Origin of the sequence: Sutcliffiella cohnii, from assembly GCF_002250055.1 — a bacterium.
Lineage (GTDB): Bacteria > Bacillota > Bacilli > Bacillales > Bacillaceae_I > Sutcliffiella > Sutcliffiella cohnii.
Genome location: NZ_CP018866.1, coordinates 1,359,433 through 1,382,984 on the forward strand (window position 1 = coordinate 1,359,433; position 23,552 = coordinate 1,382,984).

Annotated in this window: 23 protein-coding genes and 3 riboswitches; of the genes, 13 read left to right on the top strand and 10 right to left on the bottom strand. The window is 37.0% G+C overall.

The features are described from left to right. The first annotated feature begins 19 nt into the window (after positions 1-19). Positions 20-1,396, top strand: coding sequence for an MFS transporter (locus BC6307_RS06500; protein WP_066417092.1), 1,377 nt, complete (start codon positions 20-22; stop codon positions 1,394-1,396). 72 nt (positions 1,397-1,468) lie between these two features. Here the strand turns inward: BC6307_RS06500 and BC6307_RS06505 are convergent, their stop codons facing one another. Beyond that, positions 1,469-1,690 (bottom strand): cysteine-rich CWC family protein, encoded by a 222-nt coding sequence (locus tag BC6307_RS06505; RefSeq protein WP_066417094.1) that lies wholly within the window; start codon positions 1,688-1,690, stop codon positions 1,469-1,471. Between the two features lie 518 nt (positions 1,691-2,208). On the opposite strand from BC6307_RS06505, the gene speB reads away from it, so the two are divergent. The 3 genes from speB (at position 2,209) to BC6307_RS06520 (ending at position 6,624) form a co-directional block, all read left to right on the top strand. Then, positions 2,209-3,192 (top strand): agmatinase, encoded by a 984-nt coding sequence (speB, locus tag BC6307_RS06510; RefSeq protein WP_066417096.1) that lies wholly within the window; start codon positions 2,209-2,211, stop codon positions 3,190-3,192. Positions 3,193-3,255: 63 nt separating this feature from the next. After that, on the top strand, positions 3,256-4,656 hold the full coding sequence (locus BC6307_RS06515) for a YjiH family protein (RefSeq protein WP_066417099.1): 1,401 nt from the start codon (positions 3,256-3,258) through the stop codon (positions 4,654-4,656). 684 nt (positions 4,657-5,340) lie between these two features. Next, on the top strand, positions 5,341-6,624 hold the full coding sequence (locus BC6307_RS06520; RefSeq protein ID WP_066417102.1) for a serine hydrolase: 1,284 nt from the start codon (positions 5,341-5,343) through the stop codon (positions 6,622-6,624). Positions 6,625-6,736: 112 nt separating this feature from the next. Here the strand turns inward: BC6307_RS06520 and BC6307_RS06525 are convergent, their stop codons facing one another. Genes BC6307_RS06525 through BC6307_RS06535 form a run of 3 tightly spaced genes read right to left on the bottom strand, consistent with a single transcriptional unit; the run spans position 6,737 to position 8,132 of the window. After that, entirely contained in the window at positions 6,737-7,357 is a 621-nt protein-coding gene (locus BC6307_RS06525; RefSeq protein WP_066417104.1) for an NAD(P)-dependent oxidoreductase, read from the bottom strand. Positions 7,358-7,408: 51 nt separating this feature from the next. After that, positions 7,409-7,675 (bottom strand): hypothetical protein, encoded by a 267-nt coding sequence (locus tag BC6307_RS06530; RefSeq protein WP_066417106.1) that lies wholly within the window; start codon positions 7,673-7,675, stop codon positions 7,409-7,411. A 34-nt stretch (positions 7,676-7,709) separates the two neighbouring features. Further along, the gene (locus BC6307_RS06535; RefSeq protein ID WP_066417109.1) at positions 7,710-8,132 is read right to left on the bottom strand and encodes a VOC family protein; all 423 of its coding nucleotides are present in this window, start codon (positions 8,130-8,132) and stop codon (positions 7,710-7,712) included. Between the two features lie 296 nt (positions 8,133-8,428). Here BC6307_RS06535 and BC6307_RS06540 point away from each other — a divergent pair, with 296 nt between their 5' ends. Both BC6307_RS06540 and BC6307_RS06545 read left to right on the top strand, forming a co-directional pair. Beyond that, the gene (locus BC6307_RS06540; RefSeq protein WP_084380477.1) at positions 8,429-8,929 is read left to right on the top strand and encodes a fasciclin domain-containing protein; all 501 of its coding nucleotides are present in this window, start codon (positions 8,429-8,431) and stop codon (positions 8,927-8,929) included. 267 nt (positions 8,930-9,196) lie between these two features. Continuing rightward, a riboswitch (SAM riboswitch) is annotated at positions 9,197-9,363 on the top strand. Positions 9,364-9,562: 199 nt separating this feature from the next. Further along, positions 9,563-11,182 (top strand): peptide-binding protein, encoded by a 1,620-nt coding sequence (locus BC6307_RS06545; RefSeq protein WP_066417115.1) that lies wholly within the window; start codon positions 9,563-9,565, stop codon positions 11,180-11,182. 65 nt (positions 11,183-11,247) lie between these two features. Here BC6307_RS06545 and BC6307_RS06550 read toward each other — a convergent pair whose 3' ends face one another. Beyond that, positions 11,248-11,598, bottom strand: a complete 351-nt coding sequence (locus tag BC6307_RS06550) for a hypothetical protein (protein ID WP_066417118.1) — start codon at positions 11,596-11,598, stop codon at positions 11,248-11,250. Positions 11,599-11,762: 164 nt separating this feature from the next. Continuing rightward, positions 11,763-11,915 (bottom strand): hypothetical protein, encoded by a 153-nt coding sequence (locus tag BC6307_RS25000; protein ID WP_169714874.1) that lies wholly within the window; start codon positions 11,913-11,915, stop codon positions 11,763-11,765. Between the two features lie 293 nt (positions 11,916-12,208). Then, positions 12,209-12,308: riboswitch (glycine riboswitch) on the top strand. 3 nt (positions 12,309-12,311) lie between these two features. After that, positions 12,312-12,400, top strand: a riboswitch (glycine riboswitch). A gap of 65 nt (positions 12,401-12,465) precedes the next feature. On the opposite strand from BC6307_RS25000, the gene BC6307_RS06555 reads away from it, so the two are divergent. From BC6307_RS06555 to BC6307_RS25005, 6 genes are all read left to right on the top strand, one after another. Then, positions 12,466-13,941 (top strand): alanine/glycine:cation symporter family protein, encoded by a 1,476-nt coding sequence (locus BC6307_RS06555; RefSeq protein ID WP_066417121.1) that lies wholly within the window; start codon positions 12,466-12,468, stop codon positions 13,939-13,941. Positions 13,942-14,132: 191 nt separating this feature from the next. Further along, positions 14,133-15,446 (top strand): glycosyltransferase family 2 protein, encoded by a 1,314-nt coding sequence (locus tag BC6307_RS06560; protein ID WP_066417123.1) that lies wholly within the window; start codon positions 14,133-14,135, stop codon positions 15,444-15,446. A gap of 178 nt (positions 15,447-15,624) precedes the next feature. Continuing rightward, positions 15,625-16,389, top strand: a complete 765-nt coding sequence (locus tag BC6307_RS06565) for an IclR family transcriptional regulator (RefSeq protein ID WP_066417126.1) — start codon at positions 15,625-15,627, stop codon at positions 16,387-16,389. Positions 16,390-16,552: 163 nt separating this feature from the next. Beyond that, positions 16,553-17,956 (top strand): APC family permease, encoded by a 1,404-nt coding sequence (locus tag BC6307_RS06570; RefSeq protein ID WP_066417128.1) that lies wholly within the window; start codon positions 16,553-16,555, stop codon positions 17,954-17,956. A 15-nt stretch (positions 17,957-17,971) separates the two neighbouring features. Next, positions 17,972-18,781, top strand: a complete 810-nt coding sequence (locus BC6307_RS06575; protein ID WP_066417129.1) for a creatininase family protein — start codon at positions 17,972-17,974, stop codon at positions 18,779-18,781. A gap of 270 nt (positions 18,782-19,051) precedes the next feature. Next, on the top strand, positions 19,052-19,363 hold the full coding sequence (locus tag BC6307_RS25005) for a hypothetical protein (RefSeq protein WP_066417130.1): 312 nt from the start codon (positions 19,052-19,054) through the stop codon (positions 19,361-19,363). A gap of 42 nt (positions 19,364-19,405) precedes the next feature. Here the strand turns inward: BC6307_RS25005 and BC6307_RS06585 are convergent, their stop codons facing one another. Further along, a complete protein-coding gene (locus BC6307_RS06585; RefSeq protein ID WP_066417131.1) occupies positions 19,406-19,801 on the bottom strand; it encodes a VOC family protein in 396 nt (131 codons plus the stop codon). A gap of 191 nt (positions 19,802-19,992) precedes the next feature. Between BC6307_RS06585 and BC6307_RS06590 the strand changes: the two genes are divergently transcribed. Continuing rightward, complete coding sequence (locus BC6307_RS06590) at positions 19,993-21,168, top strand: IS256 family transposase (protein WP_094366035.1); 1,176 nt, start codon at positions 19,993-19,995, stop codon at positions 21,166-21,168. Positions 21,169-21,398: 230 nt separating this feature from the next. On the opposite strand, the gene BC6307_RS06595 is transcribed toward BC6307_RS06590, so the two are convergent. From BC6307_RS06595 to BC6307_RS06605, 3 genes are read right to left on the bottom strand one after another with little or no spacing between them, the layout of a single operon-like run. After that, positions 21,399-22,298: a DUF899 family protein gene (locus BC6307_RS06595; RefSeq protein ID WP_066420023.1), complete on the bottom strand. Its 900-nt coding sequence runs from the start codon at positions 22,296-22,298 to the stop codon at positions 21,399-21,401. Beyond that, a complete protein-coding gene (locus BC6307_RS06600) occupies positions 22,298-22,669 on the bottom strand; it encodes a VOC family protein (protein ID WP_066420021.1) in 372 nt (123 codons plus the stop codon). The genes BC6307_RS06595 and BC6307_RS06600 overlap by 1 nt, the downstream gene beginning before the upstream one ends. Before the next feature lie 52 nt (positions 22,670-22,721). Next, on the bottom strand, positions 22,722-23,504 hold the full coding sequence (locus tag BC6307_RS06605) for a helix-turn-helix domain-containing protein (protein WP_066420020.1): 783 nt from the start codon (positions 23,502-23,504) through the stop codon (positions 22,722-22,724). Positions 23,505-23,552 lie beyond the last annotated feature (48 nt).

A 23,552-nucleotide genomic window follows, 5' to 3' on the forward strand; every position in this document is an offset into this window, starting at 1 on the left:
TTGAAAAGGAGGCTTTACAATGGGAGCAATTAGAAAGGAAGAGGTTGTAGATACACCTGTAGAAGCGAAAATTGGGTTTGTAGAGAAAATGGGTTATGGTTTTGGTGACTTAGCAAGTAATCTAGTATTTGCAGCAGTGTCAACTTTCCTAGTCTTCTACTATACGGATGTAGCTGGTGCCTCTGCAGCTGCGGTTGGTACAATTATTCTTCTATCAAGACTATTGGATGGGTTTACAGACATTGGAATGGGAGCGATTGTTGACAAAACAAATTCAAAGCATGGAAAAGCAAGACCATGGTTATTATGGCTAGCAATACCATTTACGATATCTGCCATTATGATGTTCACTGTTCCTGATTTAGGTTCAGTAGGTATGTTAATTTATATTGCGATTACTTATAACGTTGTTCATATCATTTACACAGGTATTAATATTCCTTACGGTGTATTAAATGCACGTATGACACAAGACAGCTATCAACGAGCTACCTTAAATATTTTTCGAATGTTTTCCGCACTTATAGCTACTTCTATTGTTATTTTCTTTACGATTCCTCTTGTAGAAGCTTTTGGGGGAGGAAAAACAGGTTGGACGGTAACCTTCACTATTTTCGGTATCCTTGCAGGTATTCTGTTCCTTATTACCTTTTTAACAACAAAGGAACGTGTAACAGCTGTAAATGCTGAACAATCTAACGTTCCAATAAAAAAAGGTGTTAAGGCTTTATTCAAGAATAAATATTGGGCGCTAATGGTAGTGTTTTTACTAGTTTCATACACTGGAATGGGGCTTGGTGGTGGACTTAATGTTTACTATGCACAATATATTCTTGAAAATACTGCGTTAGTTGGACCACTTGGTTTAGCCGGTTTATTCCCTTTAATGATTGGCTTACTATTTGTAGCTCCTATTATAAAGAAATTCGGTAAACGTAATGTTATTATATTTGGATTGATCTTTGGATTAATTGGAACCGCTATCATTCTCGTTGACCCAACAAACTTCACACTAGTATTAGTCGGCTCTATTGTCCGTGGGATTGGTTCTGTTCCAATGGCAGCTTCTATCTTTGCCATGCTAGCCGACACAATCGAATATGGAGAATGGAAAACGGGCCTAAGAACAGAAGGTTTAGTGTATAGCGCGGGAAGTTTTGGTACGAAAGTTGGGATGGGACTTGGTGCAGCGGCAATGGGATGGGCCTTATCACTCGGTGGTTATGTTGGAGGAGCTGCGGAGCAAACTGATTCTGCAACTTCCATGATTATCTTCTTATTCGTTTGGGCACCTGCAATTATTTCAGTACTACAAATTATCATTCTTAATTTCTATAAGCTAGATAAAATCTACCAACAAATCCTAGCAGACTTACAAGCACGAAAAGATTCATAAAATTTAGAGTTTGGACCACCATATAACCAGTTAAAGCCCGTTTGCCTTCAATTTTAGGCGGACGGGCTGTCTTTATTCCCTTGTGTTCACTCGAATTTTAAAATTATTATCCGACTTAAATTGATCCAAACAGTCCTTACAAATGCAAGATTTCCCTAATTGATATTCTTGGATAAGATCAAAAATTTCTTTCGGAAAAAATTCATAACCACACCAGCAATCTCCGTTTTTATTACAGTTATTCATTCCGCTACAAATTGGACATTCTTTTTGTTTATTAAGTTTTTTTGCCAATTGCTTTTATCCTCTCTTTGAGAAATAATTAATCTCTTTATAAATGCAGTAATAATCAAAGTTTAAATATGGTTACTAATAATATCAAGCATTTATCTTTCAGAAGGTCTCCACTGTTTGTATTATTACTTTGTCTGATAAGGCCTTAAAGAATAAGTTTTTAGTCCTATAGGGTAGAAAAGTAATGATACAAGTTCACGAAGACAATTCTAAATTTATAATTTTATAACGTTATGTCTAGATGTTATTTGATTAATGTTACAGAACGTCTAATGAAACAAGTCTGAAAATTATTTATTATTTGACTATTCTCTTTTGCAAAATGAATCTTTGGTATTAGAATAATATAATCACGTGGGGGGTGGTTAGAAAAGGTTATATGGTCAACCTTTTTTTGAAAGCGCTACCAATTATTTGGTGGTTAAGTCCAATCATTTTTTCTTTAATAGATTTCTACTTCAGTATTACAGTAAATAATCCCTTGCCTTAGTATGTGGCCAAAAATAGGAGGAGTTAAAATGAGTAAAAAATATTCACCTGTAAATTCCCAGGAATCTCCACGTTTTAGTGGTATAAAAACATTTATGAGGTTACCTCATGTAAAAACTGAAGAAAATATAGATTTTGCGGTTGTTGGAGTCCCTTTTGACACTGGTGGAAGTTTCGCAGTAGGAACTAGATTTGGACCAGAAGCAGTTCGTTCAATGTCTTCTTTGTTAAGACCTTATAATCCAAGCTTGTCAGTGGATATATTTGAACATTGCTCAGGGGTAGATTACGGAGACCTTGTAGTTAACCCTGGATATATTGAGGACTCTTATAAGTTAATAGAAGAACAACTTAATCTTCTGTTAAAAAATGATGTTGTTCCGATAATGATTGGTGGAGACCATTCAATATCCTTGCCTATTTTGAGGGCGATGGCGGATAGATATGGCCCAGTAAGTCTAGTACACTTTGATTCGCATAGTGATACATGGGATTCGTATTTTGGTAGAAAGTATACTCACGGTACTGTGTTTCGAAGAGCTGTAGAGGAGAACTTAGTGAATTCAGAAAAGTCTATTCAAATCGGAATGAGAGGTAGTTTGTATAATCCAGATGACATCTCTGATGCTGAGAATTTAGGATATCAGGTCATACCAACTACTTCCTTAAAAAAGATTACTGCGGATCAATTAGGAGAAATTATACACGAAAGAGTGGGGAATAATCCTGTCTATGTAAGCTTTGATATAGACTTCCTTGATCCTGCATATGCACCAGGTACTGGTACTCCCGAAATAGGAGGGTTTACAACTTTTGAAGCTCAGGAGTTTGTTAGACAGTTGAATGGATTAAACTTAATAGGATTTGATTGTGTAGAAGTTTTACCGGACAGAGACATTACTAGAGTAACAAGTATTGCTGCTGCAAATATTTGTTACGAATTTATCTCCCTAGTTGCTTCAAATAAACGAGGAAATATACCAGTACCCAATAAGTCGAATTATACTTTCTAATTAAGTGACCTACAAAATATATTATAATTTTTTAGTTTTATTATTCTAATTGGGGGTTGTTAAATGCTACTAAAAGAAAAAGCTGTACAGCCGGTAAGTTTAAAAGCGGAATTAGGTCAACAAGTATATTATAAAAATTTATTAAAATCGTTTTTTTGTTTAGTTTTAGGAGGACTCATCTTTTTTGTTCCGCTCCAAATAGGTGAGAATGATACGAATATTTTATTTGGACTTATTGTTAACTTTATTGTAGACAACTTAGGTGCAATATGGTTTTGGACTGTTGTAGGAATTATATTTTTAAATGCTGTTGGTTTTATGTATAGTAGGTATATTTTAAAGAAAAATAATTGGATTAAAAATCTATATAAATCAGATTCAATATTGTTAGGGATTATATATGTTGTTGCAGCTGTTTACTCAATTATGTTTGCCTTCCAATTTGGTCCTGAGATGATTATTGGACCTTATACTGGAGGAGTTATAATTAATGATATTGCACTTCCAGTTGGCATAATTGTAGCTTTAGGGGGTATGTTTGTTGTTTTCTTCATATCGTTTGGTGGTTTACAGTTTGTAGGAACTTTGCTTGAACCAATTATGCGTCCACTTTTTAAAATTCCAGGTAATGCTGCACTTGATACGGTTTCTTCTTTTTTTGGGGCATCATCGGTAGGAGCCTATATAACTAGTAAACTATACAAGGAAAATGTGTACACGAAAAAAGAAGCAGCTACAATTGCTACTAGCTTTTGTGTCGTAAGTATTGGATTTGCTGCTTTGGTAGCGAATACTGTAGGGTTATTACCAATGTTTACTACTGTATTTCTAGTAGCATTTCTAACCGTGCTTATAATAGCAGCCATTATAGTGCGAATACCACCATTATCTAGAAAACCAGACGTGTACTATAACGGACAAATACAAACAGAAGAAGATAGAAAAACTAATATAAAATATAATGTTCAATTATTTAGAAATGCAGTTAACAGAGCTGTTAATAGATCATATCAAGCAGAATCAATTGGAAAGGAACTAATGAAGGGATTTTTGGAAGGTGCAAGTTTAGTACCGAAGATACTATGTTTAATAACTGCTGTAGGTTTAACAGGGTTAATTCTGGTTGAATATACACCTATATTTACATGGTTAGGAATTCCTATGGTCCCTATATTGACTTTGTTTGGAGTACCAGATGCACAAGCAATTGCTGCATCAACTATTGTAGGTATTACAGAGATGTACTTGCCAGTGCTATTAATTGCTGATGCAGGGGTAAGTGTTGGGGCTGCATTTTTTATTGCTGTATTAAGCTTAGTTCAAATTATTTTCTTTGCAGAGACTGCAGTAATAATCTTAGCTACAGGTGTTCCGATTACTGCAAAGGAACTTGTAATTATCTTTTTTCAAAGAACAATTATAGCAATTCCAATTATTGCATTATTTATGCATCTACTTATTTAGTTAAATTAAGAATATTTTTCTATACAAATTTCCTGAAAAAATCCCCAGATAAGAACACACCTCCTAGAAAATGGGGTGTGTATTTTTATTGCTAATTTTTACTATGAAACTATTATCTTTATAGGTTACGAGTATCTCTTATGTAACATTATAATAAAACTCTCATCAATACTCTCAACTTTTACGTGTCCTACCCTCTATTCTTAAAAGTTCTTCTCTGCTTTTGGTCAAAAATATGTAATTGTAATTAAGGTAAAAGTCTAAGGGATTTGTTATATGGAGATGCTATATTTTCGTCAGCAGAATCTGCTACAGCCATTAAACATTTTGCATAATGGGTAAGAAACAGTAATCAATGGCGAAAATGTTCGGAATTTTGGTTAGGCAGAGGAAGAATCGGATAAAAATAGTTTCTCAATAAATTTTTCGAATCAAAATATGAAATCATTGTGGTCTGTCACTTGACCGATAAAGGTGTATTCGGTCAGGGGCAGGCTTGTTCTTTATCGAGTGAATTATTCCATTTTACGGAAAACCCACTCTGTTCATGGTATAATATTTTGTGCAAAAACTTATTCTAGGTGGCATTCCTCCATGGCAGACTCCTTTGAACTGAACCTCACGACATCAAGATCTCCAGAAAGGCATGTTTTTTTTCGAAACTAATGAGAAAGGATATTTACTATGTACCTTTATTTATGGATTGTGTTTGTTGGGTTTATTTTGTTACACACATTGCCGCTATTATCTCGTAAAAATAGAACGAGATGGAAAATTACTCAAGCCATTTTAGTTACCTCTTCCGTTTTACTAGCAGTACTTGCAATTGAATTTTTAATTATTCCCCCGTTGATTCCTATTATTTTTGTTATAGTTGTCAGCTTTCTTACCGACAAATCTACCTACACAAAAAGAGGACTTATTATCGCTGGCATTGTGCTACTTTTTATTGCTGGTGGAGCTTTTTACTTATTTCATGACGATCCCAACTATGTAGAAAATTACATAAAAAACAACCCGGAATTAGCTTCTATGCATGTAAGTGTGAATGGCGAAGTGATTGTGAGTCAGGAGAGCGATGTTAAACGACCTTTAGCGAGTGTTGTAAAGACAATTGTTGCGATTGCGTATGCCAATGAAGTGGTGGAGGGCACCATAGATTCGGAAGAACGTATTCCGTTAGATGAGTTAGAAAAATATCATCTTGCTAATACAGACGGTGGGGCACATCCAGCTTGGCTAAACGAAATGCGAGAAGCTGGAAAAATCATAAACAATGAAGTCAGTTTACAGGAAGTAGCAAAGGGAATGATTAGATATAGTTCCAATGCAAATACCGATTTTCTATTGGAAAAGCTAGGTGAAGCGTCCATTAATAGAGTCGTAGAGGAGTTAGAGTTGGAAAATCACGACCCTATTTTTCCTATCGTGGCATCTTTGTTAGCTGCAGAATATATAAATGATCAGCATGGTGGAGGTTTGAGCAATCAACAATTAGAGGAAATGCTTCAATCTATGACGCTAGAAGAGTACAGAGAGCTTGCTTGGGATATTCATAACGTATTGAAGAAGGGAGGGGCAGCATTTTTCGATGGTACTGTTTCCATCCCAATGGAGCTACAAAAAATATGGTCTAACCGATTACCAAACGCGACAGTAGAAGACTATGGAAAGGTAATGGGAGCGATTTCTAATGATACGGCAACTCTTCCAGGAGGAGAAGGCATTCTTCGTGAAATAATGGAGTGGCCAATGGAGCTACATGCTTCCAACCGAGAAAAGTATGCACACTTCGGAGCGAAAGGTGGTTCTACTGCATTTGTTTTAAACCAAGCTCTTTATATTGAAGACAAAAACGGAAAGAAAATCGAAGTTATTATTTTTACAGAGGGATTTAACTTTATTGAATTTATTAAAATGAACCGAAGTATGAACTCGTTCTTACTTAAAGTTCTTAATGAAAGATAGAGTTTAAGGTTCAACAACGTGGTGGAAGTGGTTAAATAATAGCGGAAACTCGCTTTATATGGTGTGTTTCCGCTATTTGTGTATACGAGTTTCCTGTTCAGTCAATCATATATTAGTAGGCAATACCTACACGAGATTTAATATAATCGCTTGATTCAATCTGGTTATATGTAAATTCAGCTGTATCCGGTACAGAAATTTCAGCCCCGTTCTCCGGTAAATAATTGCGTTCTACACGATATTCACCTATTTTTTCTCCGTCCGGTAAATACGTAGGACAAACAATGGTCCAGTCGAGTGTTGACTCTTTAAGGATATCGTAAACTTTATGATGTTCTTCTGCTGCACGGGTTGACTTACGCTTTGATTCACTTGATAGATAACGAAGAGTATTAGGGGTAGTTCTACTTTGAAGGATACCTGCAGTTCCAACAGTTATAATGCGTTTAATCCCTTCGTTTTCCATTGTCTCGATAATTAGAGGCATGCTTTCTGATAGAGTGTCGGTGCCATCCGTATTTAGTGCACTAATAACTACATCAATTCCATGCATTACCCGTACGATATCATCTTTATTTAACACATTCCCTTGAATGATCGTTAAATTATCATTGTTTATTTGTATTTTTTCGGGGGTGCGAACTAATACAGTAACACGATGATTGTCTTGAAGAGCATATGTAACTATTAAACTTCCAACTCGCCCTGTTGCACCTAAAACTAAAATATTCAAGAGGGAACCTCCTTTAGCAAATATTAATATTTTTCTGTAAAAGTAGCAGATTTACCTATTTCTTCTTTCCAACACTCCGGGTTTCACTTTAGCCCATCTCACATACATTCCGTGCCCCTCATAACCGTTGTGGCTAATTGTGTAACCACCATCCTGTGCTTCATAAAACCTTTGCCCTGTTTCTAAGCTACGTGTAACCCACCCTTGATTACATATCATATTTTCTACACAATACCTTTGTGCTTCTGCCATATTCTTAAACACCTTACGTGGTTTATCTTGCCTACTAAACAAAACGATTGCTTTAACTTTCTCCATAATATTTCTCCTTTTGTTCTTAATGGTCTTAAGGTTACTCAATTGTATCCCATTGAGGATTCCAAACTACTTCCCATAAGTGACCATCTGGGTCTTGAAAGTGACCAGAATATCCACCCCAGAAAGTGTCGTGTGCGGGATCAGTTATAGTTGCTCCTGCCTGTTTTGCTTGTTCCATTATATCGTCAACTTCGGCTTTACTATTAACATTGTGACCTAAAGTAAATTCGGTAGTGCTTGGTGCAGATAAGGTAACTTTTGCTTCATGAGCAATATCTTTTCGATTCCAAATGGCAAGTTTTAATCCAGGTTGTAACTCGAAAAAAGCAACTGCGCCATTTTCAAATTCTTCACCGACTATGCCATTTGTGGGAAGGCCAAGACCATCACGATAGAAAACCAAAGATTTTTCTAAATTATCTACACCTAAAGTAATTACAGTAACTCGGGGCTTCATAAATGGCATCTCCTAAACTATATTGTTTAAGTTAATTATAACAACAATTAGTTATTAGGAAAAAATATATTTGATAAAGAGTACAACGTTTTTGAGATGGATTTGCGTGCACGCATATATTTGTAGCATTACTAAAAGTGTGTGCTTGACGATCCTGTCCAATTGTAATAGGAAATTTCTTTGGATAAAAATAACGACTAATCAAAATACTATACATTGGAGAATACATACATGGGGTGTGACGCATCATAAAAGCGTAACGGATAGTAGATGTAAATAAAAAGGAGGTAAGAAATATGAAGAAAGTGAAGTTGATTATGGGTTTATTAGTTGTATTAATGGTAATGTCCTTATCTACTAGTGCATTAGGAGCTGAGAATCCTGCACCTACGAAAGACATTGTTGATACAGCATTAGAAGCAGGTGAGTTTAAAACATTAGCAGCAGCTTTAGAAAAGGCTGGATTAGTGAACGCGCTAAAAGGTGATGGTCCTTTTACCGTTTTCGCACCGACTGATGCGGCTTTTGAAAAACTGCTAAAAGAATTAAACGTAACACCTGAGCAATTATTAGAAAGAGAAGACCTAGCAACAATTCTTCAATACCATGTAGTACCTGGTAAAGTCATGTCACGTGATTTAAAAGAAGGAATGAAGGCAAAAACACTTGCTACTAAAGAAGTAACTTTCTCTCTTAATCCAGCACGTGTAAATAATGCCAACATTGTGAAACCGGATATTCAGGCTTCGAACGGTGTTATACATGTCATTGATACGGTTTTAATACCTGCAAATTAATCGATATAAAGACTGAGTTCGTACTTATGGTACAGTTCAGTCTTTTCTTTCTTAAAGTGGTAAATACTATTGTTTGCACTCATTTAGAGATTATACATCATGAAGCAAGAAAGATGATTTGCATATATTCTTACTTAAATTCCAAAAAATGTGTGGACGAGGGACCGGTCCCTCTGTCCCAAACTGTTTCTTTTTTCCTAATTTTATAATAATAGGTTGAATTTTTGTTTTTATTGTATTAATATAATAAAGCAACTTAATATGACACTCTTATCGAGAGCAGGCAGAGGGATTTGGCCCGATGAAGCCCGGCAACCGGTCGTAATACCATTGTGAGATGGGGCAACTAACAATTATGTTAGTAGCCTAGGATTTTCCATTGTGACACGGTGCTAATTCCAACAGAAAGATACTATTTTTCTGAGAGATAAGAGGTACGGACTTTTACATAAATGTGCCTCTTTTCTATTGCTTAGAAAAGGGGCTTTTTGTTTGGAACAGGTCGGTAAATAAGTAGGTGTCTGTTACTAATAAACCAAGTAAACATATCGTTTTACTTATTAAGAGGAGGGGATTCGTTAAACTTATTTTTTGAAATCATCTTAATGAGGAGAACAGAAGGAGGATTTTTACATGAATACAAAAAAGGTTTTATTAGGTATTGCAAGTTTAGTAGTTGCTATTAGTTTATTTTTAACAGGATGTGCTACTGGAACAGTAAATGAGCTTACCCAAAATGTGAGTGGGGACCCTGTTAATGGTGGAGATTTCATTATCGGAAGCACCGGTTCACCTACTATTTTTAATTCCTTATATTCCGTTGATACAACAAGTAGTGCTATTCAGGGGTTTCTTTTTAACGGATTAGTAAAAACAAATACTAGTTTAGAGTTTGAAGGAGACTTAGCAGAGGACTGGGCTGTTTCAGAAGATGGCTTAACTTGGACCTTTCACTTGAAAGAAGGGGTGAAATTTCATGACGGTGAAGAATTAACCGCTGAAGATGTTGTATTTACATATAGCATTCCACTACATGACGATTACGCAGGTGCGCGTGCATCTGACTTTGAACAAATTAAGGACATACAGGCTGTTGATCCGTATACAGTACAAATTACACTAACAGAAAAATATGCACCATTTTTATCAACGATGAGTTATCACATTTTACCGAAACATATTTTAGAAGATGTGCCGATTGGCGATTTGGCGGAACATCCATTTAACACGAAAGAGCCGATTGGAACTGGTCCATTCACGTTTGTTGAATGGAAAGATGGAGAGTACATAAAAGTCGAAGCAAATGAAGACTATTTCGACGGTCGCCCTAATTTTGATTCTATCGTTTACAAAATTGTTCCAGATGCGAACTCGTTAATGGTTCAACTGCAAACAGGAGATATTCATCACATTGCTGTTCAATCAGAAGATCTTATGCTTGCTCAAGATTTAGAAGCACAAGGACTCATTCAGTTGCAATCTGGCCTTGGATTATCGTACACGTATATCGGATGGAATCAAAAAAATCCATTATTCCAAGATAAAAAAGTACGCCAAGCATTAACGCACGCTTTAAATAGAGAAGTAATTGTAGAAAGTGTGTTAGAAGGTGATGGTCAGCTTGCGAATTCTACAGCAAGTCCAGTTAGTTGGTCTTACACAGAAGATGTACCTGTATTTGATTACGACCTAGAAGCAGCTAAAGCTTTATTGGCAGAAGCGGGTTGGGAAGATACAGATGGAGATGGCATTCTTGATAAAGATGGAGAGAAATTCAAATTCACATTAAATGTGAACCAAGGTAATAAAGCCCGTGAACAAATCGCGGTAATTGCGCAAGAACAATTAAAAGAGGTTGGTATTGAAGTCAACATAAAAGTGCTAGAGTGGAGTGCGTTTGTTAGTGCAAATATGGCACATGAGTACGATGCATGTATTAATGGATGGAGTTTAGGGGTAGACCCAGATCAAACGGATTACTTTCACTCGAAGCATAGAGAACAAGGGTTAAATTATACGCAACACAGTAATCCAGAGGTTGATCAATTACTAGAGGAAAATGTAAAAATCCTAGACGATGAAAAAAGATTGGAAGTTTTACACGAACTATACCAACAAATCTCGGAAGACCAACCGTATACATTTTTATACTATCCAAACGTACATTATGCATTACCAATAAACTTAGGTGGATTTGAATTTCATCCAAGTAACGGTTTTTATAACATAAAAAACTGGTGGTTGGCGGAGTAATTTAGATTACACGTCTAAAAAAACAGGAGGCGAATGCTAGCCTCCTGTTTTTTGTATAATCTTATTTACCGTTCACAAGTAATAACGAAAAACTCCCCTGTTCTCATCGAAACTGTTCGTGTCGGAGGACCACTTATTCTTTGACTACAGAATACATCAATCGTCGTTAATCCACAAAAAGCCCTAACGTATTGGTTTCGTCCTAAATTGACGTCGGGTAATCTTCTCGTTGGCGCTCCTATAATAGGTAAGCAAAACACAACACCAATTTCTCCTGGGCGTAAAATCTCTTCACTAGCTCTTGATGTCCTAGTTCTGCCTTCTTCATCCACGATCGTAATATAATGTCCAGGAGTGAGAGTAGAAAGACTATCTATTAAAGACTGTCTAATAGTATTGATGATATTTTCTTGCATATTTTTTAACCTCCCTTATTTTCATAAGATAGAGTATGCATTTACTAGAGTGAATGATAGGGCATGGAAGTATGTTGGCATATAAATCAACATTTATCTATGAAAAAGTGAAGTAGATTAATAGTATGTAAAATTAAAACGCCAAGCAAAAAAGAAAACCAAAACTAATAGTCTTGGTTAACAGCTTCACTTAAAAGAAGAATATCTTTATATATTTCATTCCTAATGCAAGGGTCAGGGCAACGATAATACTCATCAACTAGTTTAGTTAATTCGTATAGAATAATAGAATATACACCGTCTAGGCACTTTGTCATGGTGACCACCTTTATTAAATAGTACGAAAGTAATTATATCTAAAAAAATAGAAATGTCATAGTATGTGTGACTAATTTTTTTGTCGCTTCATTTACTTCCAGACAATTTTCATGAGCTAATCGTTATCAATGATCGGCGATACCCGGTAGAAGGGGTAGTAGCTAAGCAGCAACTTGCTATGTTCCATAAACTAGATCATTTGTTAATTCTATTATTTTTATAAAATACTAAAATTATATTTGCAAAGTAATGCTAATGATAGTAATATTCTTTCATATAAAAAAATAAGCGGATGAAAGTTATGGGAGAGAGCAATCGAAGCCACCGAAGGAGCAAGTTTCAAAAAATACCCTTGAAACCAATCTCTCAGGTAGAAGGACCACAACTGGACGCGCCTCTGGAGAGCGTGTAAGAAGTACACCACCAAAGGGGAAAGCTTTATTGTTTTATCAATAAAGTCAAACTTTCAGGTATAAGGACAGAGCAGGGTGAAGTTACAAGGCATCTTACTGTCCTTTTTTGCTTGTACAAAAAAGGAGAGAATATTGTATGTTGGAACAACTAATGAAAAACCTCAATGATGTATTATGGGGTGCGCCGTTGATCATCTTTTGTGTGGCTGTAGGAGTGTATTTTACAGTTCGTAGTAATTTCCTACAAATTCGTCACGTGAAAGAAATGGGAAAACTATTATTTAACGGAAAAAGCTCAGCTGAAGGAGTATCTTCCTTCCAGGCATTATCTTTAGCATTATCAGCCCGTATTGGGGTTGGTAACATTTCAGGAACTGCAATGGCGATTTTCTACGGAGGTCCAGGAGCAGTTTTCTGGATGTGGGTCATTGCCTTTGTCGGTGCAGCGTCCGCGTTCGTCGAGTCAACGCTAGCGCAAATTTATAAAGAAAAAAAAGACGGAGAATACCGTGGAGGTCCTGCTTATTATATTGAAAAAGGTCTAGGTTGGAAATGGTATGCTGTTATTTTTTCCATCGCAAGTTTAATCGCGATGGCCATCCTGATGCCTGGGGTGCAATCGAACTCGATCGGGATTGCGATTGACAATGCCTTTTCGATTGATAAGAAGGTTACTGGGATTGTTCTCATTATTATATTAGGTTTAATTATATTCGGTGGAATTAAACGTATCGCGAATGTTACCCAAGTTGTCATTCCGTTTATGGGGATGGGGTATATATTAGTCACACTTTCTATTATTATCGTTAACATAAGCAAGGTTCCAGAAGTGTTTTCCTTAATCTTTTCAAGTGCCTTCGGTGCTGATACGATATTCGGCGGAATTATCGGTTCTGCGATTGCATGGGGAGTAAAACGTGGTCTTTATGCGAGCGAAGCCGGGCAAGGAACAGGTGCTCACACAGCAGCTGCTGCGGAAGTTTCTCACCCTGTTAAACAAGGACTGGTACAAGCTTTTTCTATTTATATCGGAATCTTCCTAGTTTGTACATCCACCGCTTTGATGATTTTATTCACAGGCGCATACAACACGATGGACGAAGGAACGGGAGAATATGTTGTACAAAACATTACTGGCGTAGAAGAAGGGACAGGCTACACGCAAGTAGCAGTAGAATCTGTCTTCCCTACATTCGGTTCACCATTTATCGCAATCGCACTATTTTTCTTCGCCTTCACTACGATTATGGCGTATTACTATATAGCGGAAACGAATCTTGCCTATCTTGTTAATCAAAGATTTAGCAAAATCGCGTCTACCATTTTAAAACTAGTCCTTCTTGCCGCGACTTATTACGGTACTGTAAAAGAATCAGGTTTAGCTTGGACACTCGGGGATATCGGTCTTGGAATAATGGTATGGCTCAACTTAATCGCCATTCTATTGCTATCTAAACCAGCTTTACTAGCGTTAAAAGACTATGAAAGACAGAAAAAACAAGGCCTTGACCCAACCTTTAATTCTACGAAACTAGGAATTAAAAACGCAGACTTTTGGGCTGATGGGTATGAACAAACTGAGGATAAAAAAGAAGAACAGAAAGTATCATAATAGAAGAAAGCCGCCCTGTGGTTAATGGGGCGGTTTTCATTTAACTTTAAGCTTATTATTAAAAAAGGTGTTGTTCAGGCCTCTAGCATAAAAAGTAACCCCTACCTATTTAAAGTTTCCTGTTTTCGTGTTCATAAATTATTAATGATAAAAACATCCCCTTTGGTGAAACTATTAATAGGTGATTTGGGATGGAAACTAAAAAAAACTATTATATTCCAGTTGTTAGGAAGTTCTGGTATTGCCATGTATTCGCTTTTTTGTGGTTCTTATTTTCGGTTTTTATTTCTTTACCTTGGATAAAAGAATTAGGACAAGTAATTGGAATAATTCCTTCGATTATAATAATCGCTGGAATTGCCTATTTACCTGGATATTTAAATGCATTTTTGGTATTTAGTCTTTTCTTTGATAATCAACCAAAATTTAAGGTACACGATCCAACAGAGCCCGTTTCCATTTTTATTTCCTGTAAAAATGAGGAAAAGGGAATTAGTGATACCATACGTCATATTGCTAAACAAGATTATAAAGGAGATATGAACATTATTGTAATTGATAATGCATCGACAGACCTAACTAGTAGTGTGGCATTAAAAGCGGGTCAGGAATATAATCTTGATTTAAAGGTTATATATGAAGAAAAACCGGGTAAAAATTTTGCCCTTAACCGAGCATTAGCCATGGTTGATACCCCTTTAATTATTACTCTTGATGCAGACACTATCTTAACGAAACCAGCTGTTCGGTTACTAGTAAGTAGATTATTATCAGCTCCAAACGAAATTTGCGCTGTTGCAGGTTCTGTACTTGTTCGAAATAGTCGTAAAAATTTTTGGACTAGAATTCAGGAATGGGATTATTTTTTAGGTATTGCTTCAATAAAAAGACTACAAGGATTTTACCAAGGAACATTAGTAGCCCAAGGAGCATTTAGTTTGTATAAAAGGGAAGCCCTTGAAAAACTCGGAGGTTGGGATGATGCAATAGGGGAAGATATCGTGCTAACGTGGCAGATGTTACAAATTAATTGTAAAGTATATTTTGAGCCTCTTGCAGTTGCATTTACAGATGTTCCTGAAACATTAGTTCATTTCGTAAGACAAAGAAGTAGATGGGCAAGAGGAATGATAGAAGCTTTTAAAAGAGTAAAACCTTGGAATCAACCCTCTATATTCACAAAGTACCTTACCGGAACAAATCTTATTTTCCCTTACTTAGATGTTGTATACACCTTTGTTTGGATTCCAGGGCTGATATTGGCCATTTTTGGCTATTACTATATCGTTGGTGCGACGATACTTTTTGTTTTACCGTTAGCACTATTAACGAACTATACAATGTATCATTATCAACGAAAAGTATTTGATAGGTTAGGGTTAAAGATTAGAAAAAATATATTTGGTTTCTTTGCGTATGTATTAACGTATCAAATGTTTATGTCCCCCATATCAGTTTTGGGATATGCACAAGAATTTTTGCAGTTAAAAAGAGTTTGGAAATAAGTTTATGATTCATGAAGTTAGGTGTATTAGAGATTATGGATTAACCGAAACAGGCTATAATGGCCTTTTCTTCCATAGTCTCTACAAGTTACTCTCCTTCGATTAATAGTGACAGACATTACTTTTTCTTGTTAAACTGATAGTAGTAAAGGTACATTCAGTCGAAGGAGATATGCAGATGAGAGAGGTAGCGAGTAAGAATGGTAGTGTAGAAAAAGCATTACAAGTTATTGAATGCTTTGATTTAAAAAATCCATCTTTAACATTGGACGAGCTTTCGAAAAAGTCGGGGTTCTCAAAGCCAACAGTCTTCCGCATGATTTCCTCACTTGAAAAGTTTAGATATATAAAACGAGTCAATCAGGACGGACAATTGAAGTTCCAGCTTGGTATGGCCTTTTTAGAAAAAAGTCAAATTGTAAACAGCCATTTTGATATTCGGGAGCTAGCCAAACAAGAAATGCTATTGCTTCGAAATGAAACCGGTTTATCGGTTCAATTAGCTATCCGGGATGGAAACGAAGCCGTCTATATTGAACAATTTGAAGCTTTATCGGCATTTCGTGTCTTTCCGCAGGTAGGGAGAAGAGTTCCCTTATATGCAGCGGCCTGTCCACGGGTTTTATTAGCGTTTATCCGAGACGAAGAGCAAAAGGCTATTTTAGATAGTTATACGTATACGCCGTTCACCCCACACACCAAAATAAATTACGACATGATTTTTTCTGAACTAGGAGATATAAGAGAAAAAGGTTATGCAGTTAGTAAGGGAGAGTTACATGAAGGAACAGCTGCGATTGCTGTGCCAATTTTTGATATTAATAACAATGTAATGGCTGCATTAAGTGTGATTGGTATTGACCGTGAATTTAACAATCAGTTAGAATCACATGTTGCTAGATTAAAAGACTGTGCCAGGAACATACATGAAAAGTTACATTAATAAATCCACGTTACAGGTTGTCCAGATTGGGTAGCCTGTTTTTATTTGTTTTTATAGAAAATTTTAAAAATTGAATGAAATTTAGTAAATGATAGTGTACAATAAGAACAATATTTTTAATTATGAAACAATTATTTCACATAATGAAATGGAGGTAGTGTTTATGAATCTACAAACATCTACGAATCATCCTGTTACAGGAACTGGTAAGCTCAGTAGAGGATTAGGTTTTGTTGACTTATGGAGTGTTGGTGTTGGAGCGTTAATCGGGGGAGGAATTTTCACGGTTATCGGTCCGGCAGTTGCACAAGCAGGACCTGCGTTGTTTGTGGCTTTTTTAATTGCAGGTGTTATTGCAATTCTTTCAAGTTTGAGTTACGCAGAACTAGCTTCAAATTGGCCATATGAGGGTGCGTCCTATGCATACTCTAAGTTTGCTTTCACCCCGATACATAAGGATTTAGGTAGACTAATGGCATTATGGTGTTCAGGTCTTTACTTCTTATCCTTTGCATTTGCAGCAGGGGCAGTAAACCTAGGTTTTGCAGGTTATTTTAATTTTCTTTTCCCGTCACTATCACCAACTCTAGTTGCGCCAGTAGTGTCAATCGCTATTACGGGATTGTTGCTAATTGGAATTAAAACTACTGGTAAAGTTAATACGATTTTCTCTATTATTCAGGTGATTGCTTTATTTGCGATTGCGATTATTACTATTTTCCACAATCCAACAGGCCCATTCATGCACAGCGACTTTTTACCAAATGGATGGACTGGTGTTTTTGCAGCAACTGCATTAATTGCTTTTGGACAAATGCAAGTAGAGGCTGTGTTAACTCTTGGTGAGGAAGCGAAAAAACCAAGACGGAATCTTCCTTTAGCGCAAGTGTCTGCACTAGTGACAGTAGTTGTTTTATATTGTTTGACAGGATTTGGAGTTGTATCTGCAGCAGACCCAAGTGCATTAGCTGCATCAACAGCACCATTATCACTCGCAGTTGAAACAGTGTTACCTGGAGTTGGTGCCGTATTAATTGCCATTGCAGCACTTACTGCTACTGGAACATCAACAGTTGGTTGTTTATTAGGATCGTCGAGAATGATATTCGCAGCTGCAAGGGAGAAAGCTGTTCCTGGCTTTTTAGGAAAAGTAAATCCGAAGACACACGTTCCTGTAGCAGCAACTGTGTTTACTGGAATTATTGCGTTAGGCACCACTCTCATGAGTACAATGGGATACGGGCAAGCCATCTCTATAGCGGTCGGTGCAGCTGTATTTGCAAACTGGCTCATGATGGGGCTTATGAACATTGCACTTATTGTTGTAAGGGTAAAACAACCCCATTTAAAACCATTATTTCGTTACCCGGTAAATATAAAAAACATTCCGGTGCTCGCGATTGTTGCGGCGATTGCATCATTCTGGATTTTAACATATATCCAGCCAATTCCATTGTTAATTGGAATAAGTTGGTTGGTACTAATCACGGCATTTTATTTCTTTTATTCAAGAAGCCGTTGGGAGTACTTAGATGAAAGGGACATGGAAAACATCACAAAAGACTAACAGGAGATGAGAAAGATGAAAAGTGTTTGGTTACAAGAAAATAAATGGGAAGATGTAGAAGGTTATTTACAAAATAAAAAGACGATAATTGTTCCAGTTGGAAGTGTCGAACAACACGCAAAGCATTTACCACTCGGAACCGACTCCTTTGTGGCGCTTCGGGTAGCAGAAGAAGTGGGGCAAAAAACAAATACATTAGTTGCTCCACCGAACTGGGTTGGCTGGGCGCCCCATCATATGGCGTTTCCAGGAACGATAACGTTACGTCCAGAAACATTAACAAATCTTGTGTACGATATTTGCAAAAGCCTTGTCTACCATGGCTTCGAAAAAATCATTATTTTAAATGGTCACCGTGAAGCAAATCTACCACCACTAAAAATTGCGATTACAAAGCTTCGAAATGAAACGGGTGCCTTTCTAGCAATAGCTGATCCATTCTATATAGCAGATCAAATTGCTAGAGAAATCAAGGTATCCGAACCTGGTGGGGTAGGCCATGCTGCAGAGATGGAAACATCACATATGTACTATTTGTACCCAGACTTATGTGATCCTTCAAAAGCTGTAAAGAATATACACAACAAACACCCATTCTTACAGCATGATCCGTTCGTTGAAGGTGATACCGTTTTTGTCCCAAGCGATGTTGGTACATATCGTGAAGGAGCGAAGAATATTGGAGTCGTAGGCGACCCAACAGTTTCCACAAAGGAAAACGGTGAAATTTATCATCATGCATTAGTGAAAAACTTAATAGAACTTGTGCGATATTGTGAGGAAGAAGTAACGGTGGAAGTGAGAAAGCGTGAAATACCGCTTTAAGGTGACTTTCATACAGTAAACTGTACTCTATTAGGGACACCTTAATTAAGGGACGTCCTCAATATGTTTTCCGGTTGTTTGATGTTGTAAGAAAAGATGTGCCTGGCTTAAATGAAAAATAGATTACAAAGAGCGCTGCGCTTATACGCGGCGTTTTTTGATGGGGTGAGAATGGTTTAAATACTTATAAGTCTATTTTTGTACTAAATGAGCAAGGATGATCAATAAAAATAAATTAATAAACATTTTTTTAAGAAAGGTTGTGACATAGTGAAAAGTGAAAGCAAAACCCCAAAAAAATACGGCCCCATTAGCTATCTTTCTCTATTAATAGGACTCATTTGTTTTTTTATTGTTTTTGTAACACCAACAAGAATAGCGAATATCGGGAGCACAATAGGGGATTATATGACGATTTTTCTAACAAGTACTGGCATAATTTTGTTAATCGTTGGACTAAAAAGGAAGACAGAAAAGAATGGACTCGCTATTCTTGGATTAATTCTGTCTTCCTCACTATTTATATTTTGGATAATAACGATCATTTTATTATTTACAGGTGCCATTGAGTTTGCACCGTAATACAGATACTTCTTTACGGTTTCATAAAAATGGTAATCTCTATCACGCGAGAGTTCCAAGGATCTTATTAACCCGTTCCTGCTCTTCATTCTTATTCAAGTATTCAAAAAATCCAAGCTGATTCCCCCACGGGTCTGTAAAGGTACCCCATTTGACTGGTACTTCTGGTCTGGAGTGTATGTCAAAACTAGGAACCTTTAACATTTTAACAAGTCTATCTCTTTCCGCTTCTATATTAGAAACGCCAAATCGAAGTGGACCACTACCATCAGCGGGAGTTCCCTCCGCGACCTGCAACCAACATCCTGGAAGGAGTTCCCACTCTGCAAATCCTTCGTGTGGAATAAAGTCTGGTTTCCTATTTAACAGTGTTTCGTACCATTTTTGTCCTTCTTTCATGTTAGAAACTCTTATTTGAGTAGTCATTTCGAAATTCATTCTATCGCTCCTATATGTATAATTGAACGCAAAACAAGGTATTGCGTCGATAGCTGTTTTTTTTTGCGATACGGACTCCTTTATTGATGATGTATAAAAGTATGTGTAAGTCCTTTTGCTAGACAAATAAAAAAGGACAAAGTACTCTCTGAGTTATCACCACAATAACCTTTGAGAGGAGTACTTTATCCATGTCTCATTTTAACACAGATAAATTAGATTTAGCCACTATCTTAAAAATCTCCATGCAGGATCTCCTAAAGGAGAAAATAGAAACTATCTTGCGTGAGGAAATCAAGAGTGTACTAGAGAACGAACCTGTCGGAGAAGGAAATTCGCGTAACGGATACTATCCGAGGACTCTCGACACCATGTATGGCCGCGTTGAAGATTTGGCTGTTCCCCGTGATCGTAAGGGAGAGTTCACAACTAATATGTTTGAGCCTTATCAGAGGCGAATGGTTGCAGTAGATGAGCTCGTTGTTCAACTTTATCAACACGGGGTTGGAGTCCGTCAGGTAGGGAGCATCTTGAAAAACTTGCTTGGGGAACAATATTCCCCTGGCACCATATCGAATATCACATCTGCCGTGATGGAGGATGTGATTGAATGGCAGAACCGCCCTTTAAAGGAGCGCTATTGTGCTTTATTTCTTGATGCTTTATTTGTAAAGATTCGTAGAGATACAGTAGCCAAAGAAGCTGTCTATATTGTTCTAGGAATTACTCCGGAAGGCCACAGGGAAATCCTTGGTTTTTATGTAGGAGGAATAGAATCTTCAAATGGTTGGAAGGAAATCCTCCAGGACCTGCGCAACAGAGGAGTACAGGAAGTACTGCTAGGCGTTTTTGACGGACTGACTGGTCTCGAAGAGGCATTTCGTTCCATCTTTCCAAAAGCTGATGTTCAACGTTGTGTAATACACAAGGTCCGTTCCACTATGAATAAAGCACGTAAGAAGGATCAAGCTGAGCTAAGTACTGATTTTAAAAAAGTCTATACATCAAGCACATACGAAGAAGCTGAGAAAGCGTTCGGAGAGCTCAGGGAGAAATGGAAAAAGCGCTACAGTCGAGAAATAGCTTCTTGGGAAGAAGACCTTCCAGTACTCTTAACCTTTTTACGCTACCCTGAGGATGTCCAAAAGTACATCTACACTACAAATCTTATTGAGCGTACCATTAAGGAAATCCGCAAGAGGTTAAAAACCATGAATAGCCTGCCTAACATTGAAGCAGCTGAAAAGATTACGTACCTGACCTCTATCGACTATAACGAGCGCTGGTCAAGAAGAAAACTAAGTGGATTCGGCCTAGCTCATGATCAAATATTAAAAATGTTTGAGGAGCGGTATCCCAAAGCCTAAAAGTGGAGGATTCAGGCAGCCGCGGCTGCCTGAATCCTCCACTAACAAAGACATATAACTCATTGAGTACAAATGCTTACACATAATTATTGACAGTACCCCTTTATTTGCGGTACTCCGATTTTAATTGCGATACGGACTCCTTTATTTGCGGTAATCCGATTTTAATTGCGATATGGACTCCTTTAATTGCGATACGCTCCAAATTATTTACGATACTACGGTACCAGTTATACCCGTTCAAAAACATGAAAATGTAATCCATAAGGATCGGCTACCATGATGCTTTTCTCACTGTATTCTTTCGTGATTGTACAACCATTTGTTAATAAGAGCTCCTTAGCAACCGTAAATTCTTTTACAGCAACCTCAAAAAAGACTCGATTTGCTGCGCTCTCTTCCACGAAAATATGTTGCCCACCGAAAGAGAGCTTCGTTTCTGAATCGTTGGAGAAGACGTTCATCATGCCTAAAATATTAGTATAAAAATCAATAGCTTTCGGTGAGTCGTTTACTTGAATAGCTATATTGTTCGTCAATTCGAACTCCGATTTTTTATTGATATTTCTCGTTGGACGATAACCTTTCTGACCAGAAGGAAGTAAGTCAAATAAATACCAAACGGAGCAAAATTCATCGCCAGGTCCGAAAGGGGCATTGGCGACATGAAAAATCTTCCCGTCTGCATCCTTTTGAAAGGTAGAAACACCTGGATATTGATAGCCGTCTTTCATGAAGCCTAAGTCTTCCTTAAAAGTGGTACCAATCGTAGAAATCATCGGGAATTGCCATCTACGTTCTGCCGCAAACGCATCTTGAACGGTTGGTGCATCAGGAGTTGCCACAACAAATGCAGCTTTTTCAATGATGTGATGGTAGACCCCATTAAAGCCGTCTGCCCACATCGTGCAATACGAGCAAGATTTCCCCATGTTCTGAATAACAATTAATTCATCCTTATCGCCGAATAAATCAAGTAAATTTACTTCTCGATTCATTGAATCTAGGAATTGATAATTTTTCATCTCGTTACGAGGTACAGATTTCCTCATTTCCATTAACTTCATTTTCTTTTCATAGATTTCTTTTTCCAATGCTTCGATTTCACTTAATAATTCGATTTTTTCCATTAGACTTCTTCTCCTTTATTTACAAATTGGACAATTTCTAATTGATTCCCGGAATTATCTTCTATGATGAAAAAATAACCTGGTGGACAAGGCTGTGGTTCGTCGAAAAGCAGTTTAACGCCTTTTTCACGAAGTTGATGAAAATCGTCCTGAATATTACTGGATTGTATAGCTAGTAATACGTTAGAAGAGGAGGGAAGAGTTGTAGCATCTCCTTTTTCTAAAATGAAGGGAAGACCATGATGTGTTAACTGAATAATCGTATCGCCATACTTTTTCTCCACTGTAAAATCTAGTATGTTCGTATAAAACTCTACCGCTTTCTCTAAATCGTTCACTTTAATCGTTAATACACAAACTTGATTTAACATTTCAAAGCCCCTTTACAAAATGATTACCATAAAATTATCATGAATAGCCTGTTTAATTTTCTTCTTGTTTGCGCTTTTTCGTATCAAATAGTAGTTTTGGTAAATTGATTAAGATAGGTGGATCATATGGCAATGGTTCTCTTAAAACAACTTCTGTAAACGATGTTGAATGAAGTTGTGTATCAACAGTATTTTCTGCTATACCTCTTAACGCATGAGATAGAACAAAATAATGTTTAGGATTCACTCCTTTTGCGATTGCAGCGGAAAGAACATAATACTTCCCCTTCGGAACGTTAGAAAATGTGCAGATTGATTCGCGATAATCGAAGGCAGTTCCGACAACGGGCGCTTGGTCAGGTATTGGTCTAGGAAAAAGTCCAACGAAAATTATTCCTTTAAAATCTGGTGGAGCTTTTACTTCGCATGTCACAGAGGGGGCTAATGCTTCTAATGGTTGCAGGATGGTAGAAGAATCATAGTCGTGAACGAACCGATGTAACGGCTCGATATTTTTTTGAAATTGCTTTGGTGATAATCCAACGAACTGTTTAAATTTAGAGCTAAATGTCCCTGTACTACGAAATCCGGCCTTTAGTACAGCTTTCAGAATCGAATCGGACGAATTTACTAATCGTTGCTTCCCAGCTTCAATTCGTAAGGCAGATAAATAGTGGCGAGGCGGAATTCCTGTCACTTCTTTGAAAACTCTACTAAAATGATAAGGGCTATAGCCAACATGTAGCGCAATTCCTTCTGACGTAATTTCTTTATCTAAATGTTCTTTCATATATTCAATTGCCTGTATGATAATTTTCGTTTTTTCGTTTGTCATAACGAGTCACCTTTTAACTATTATTCTATCTCCATAAATTTCTACACA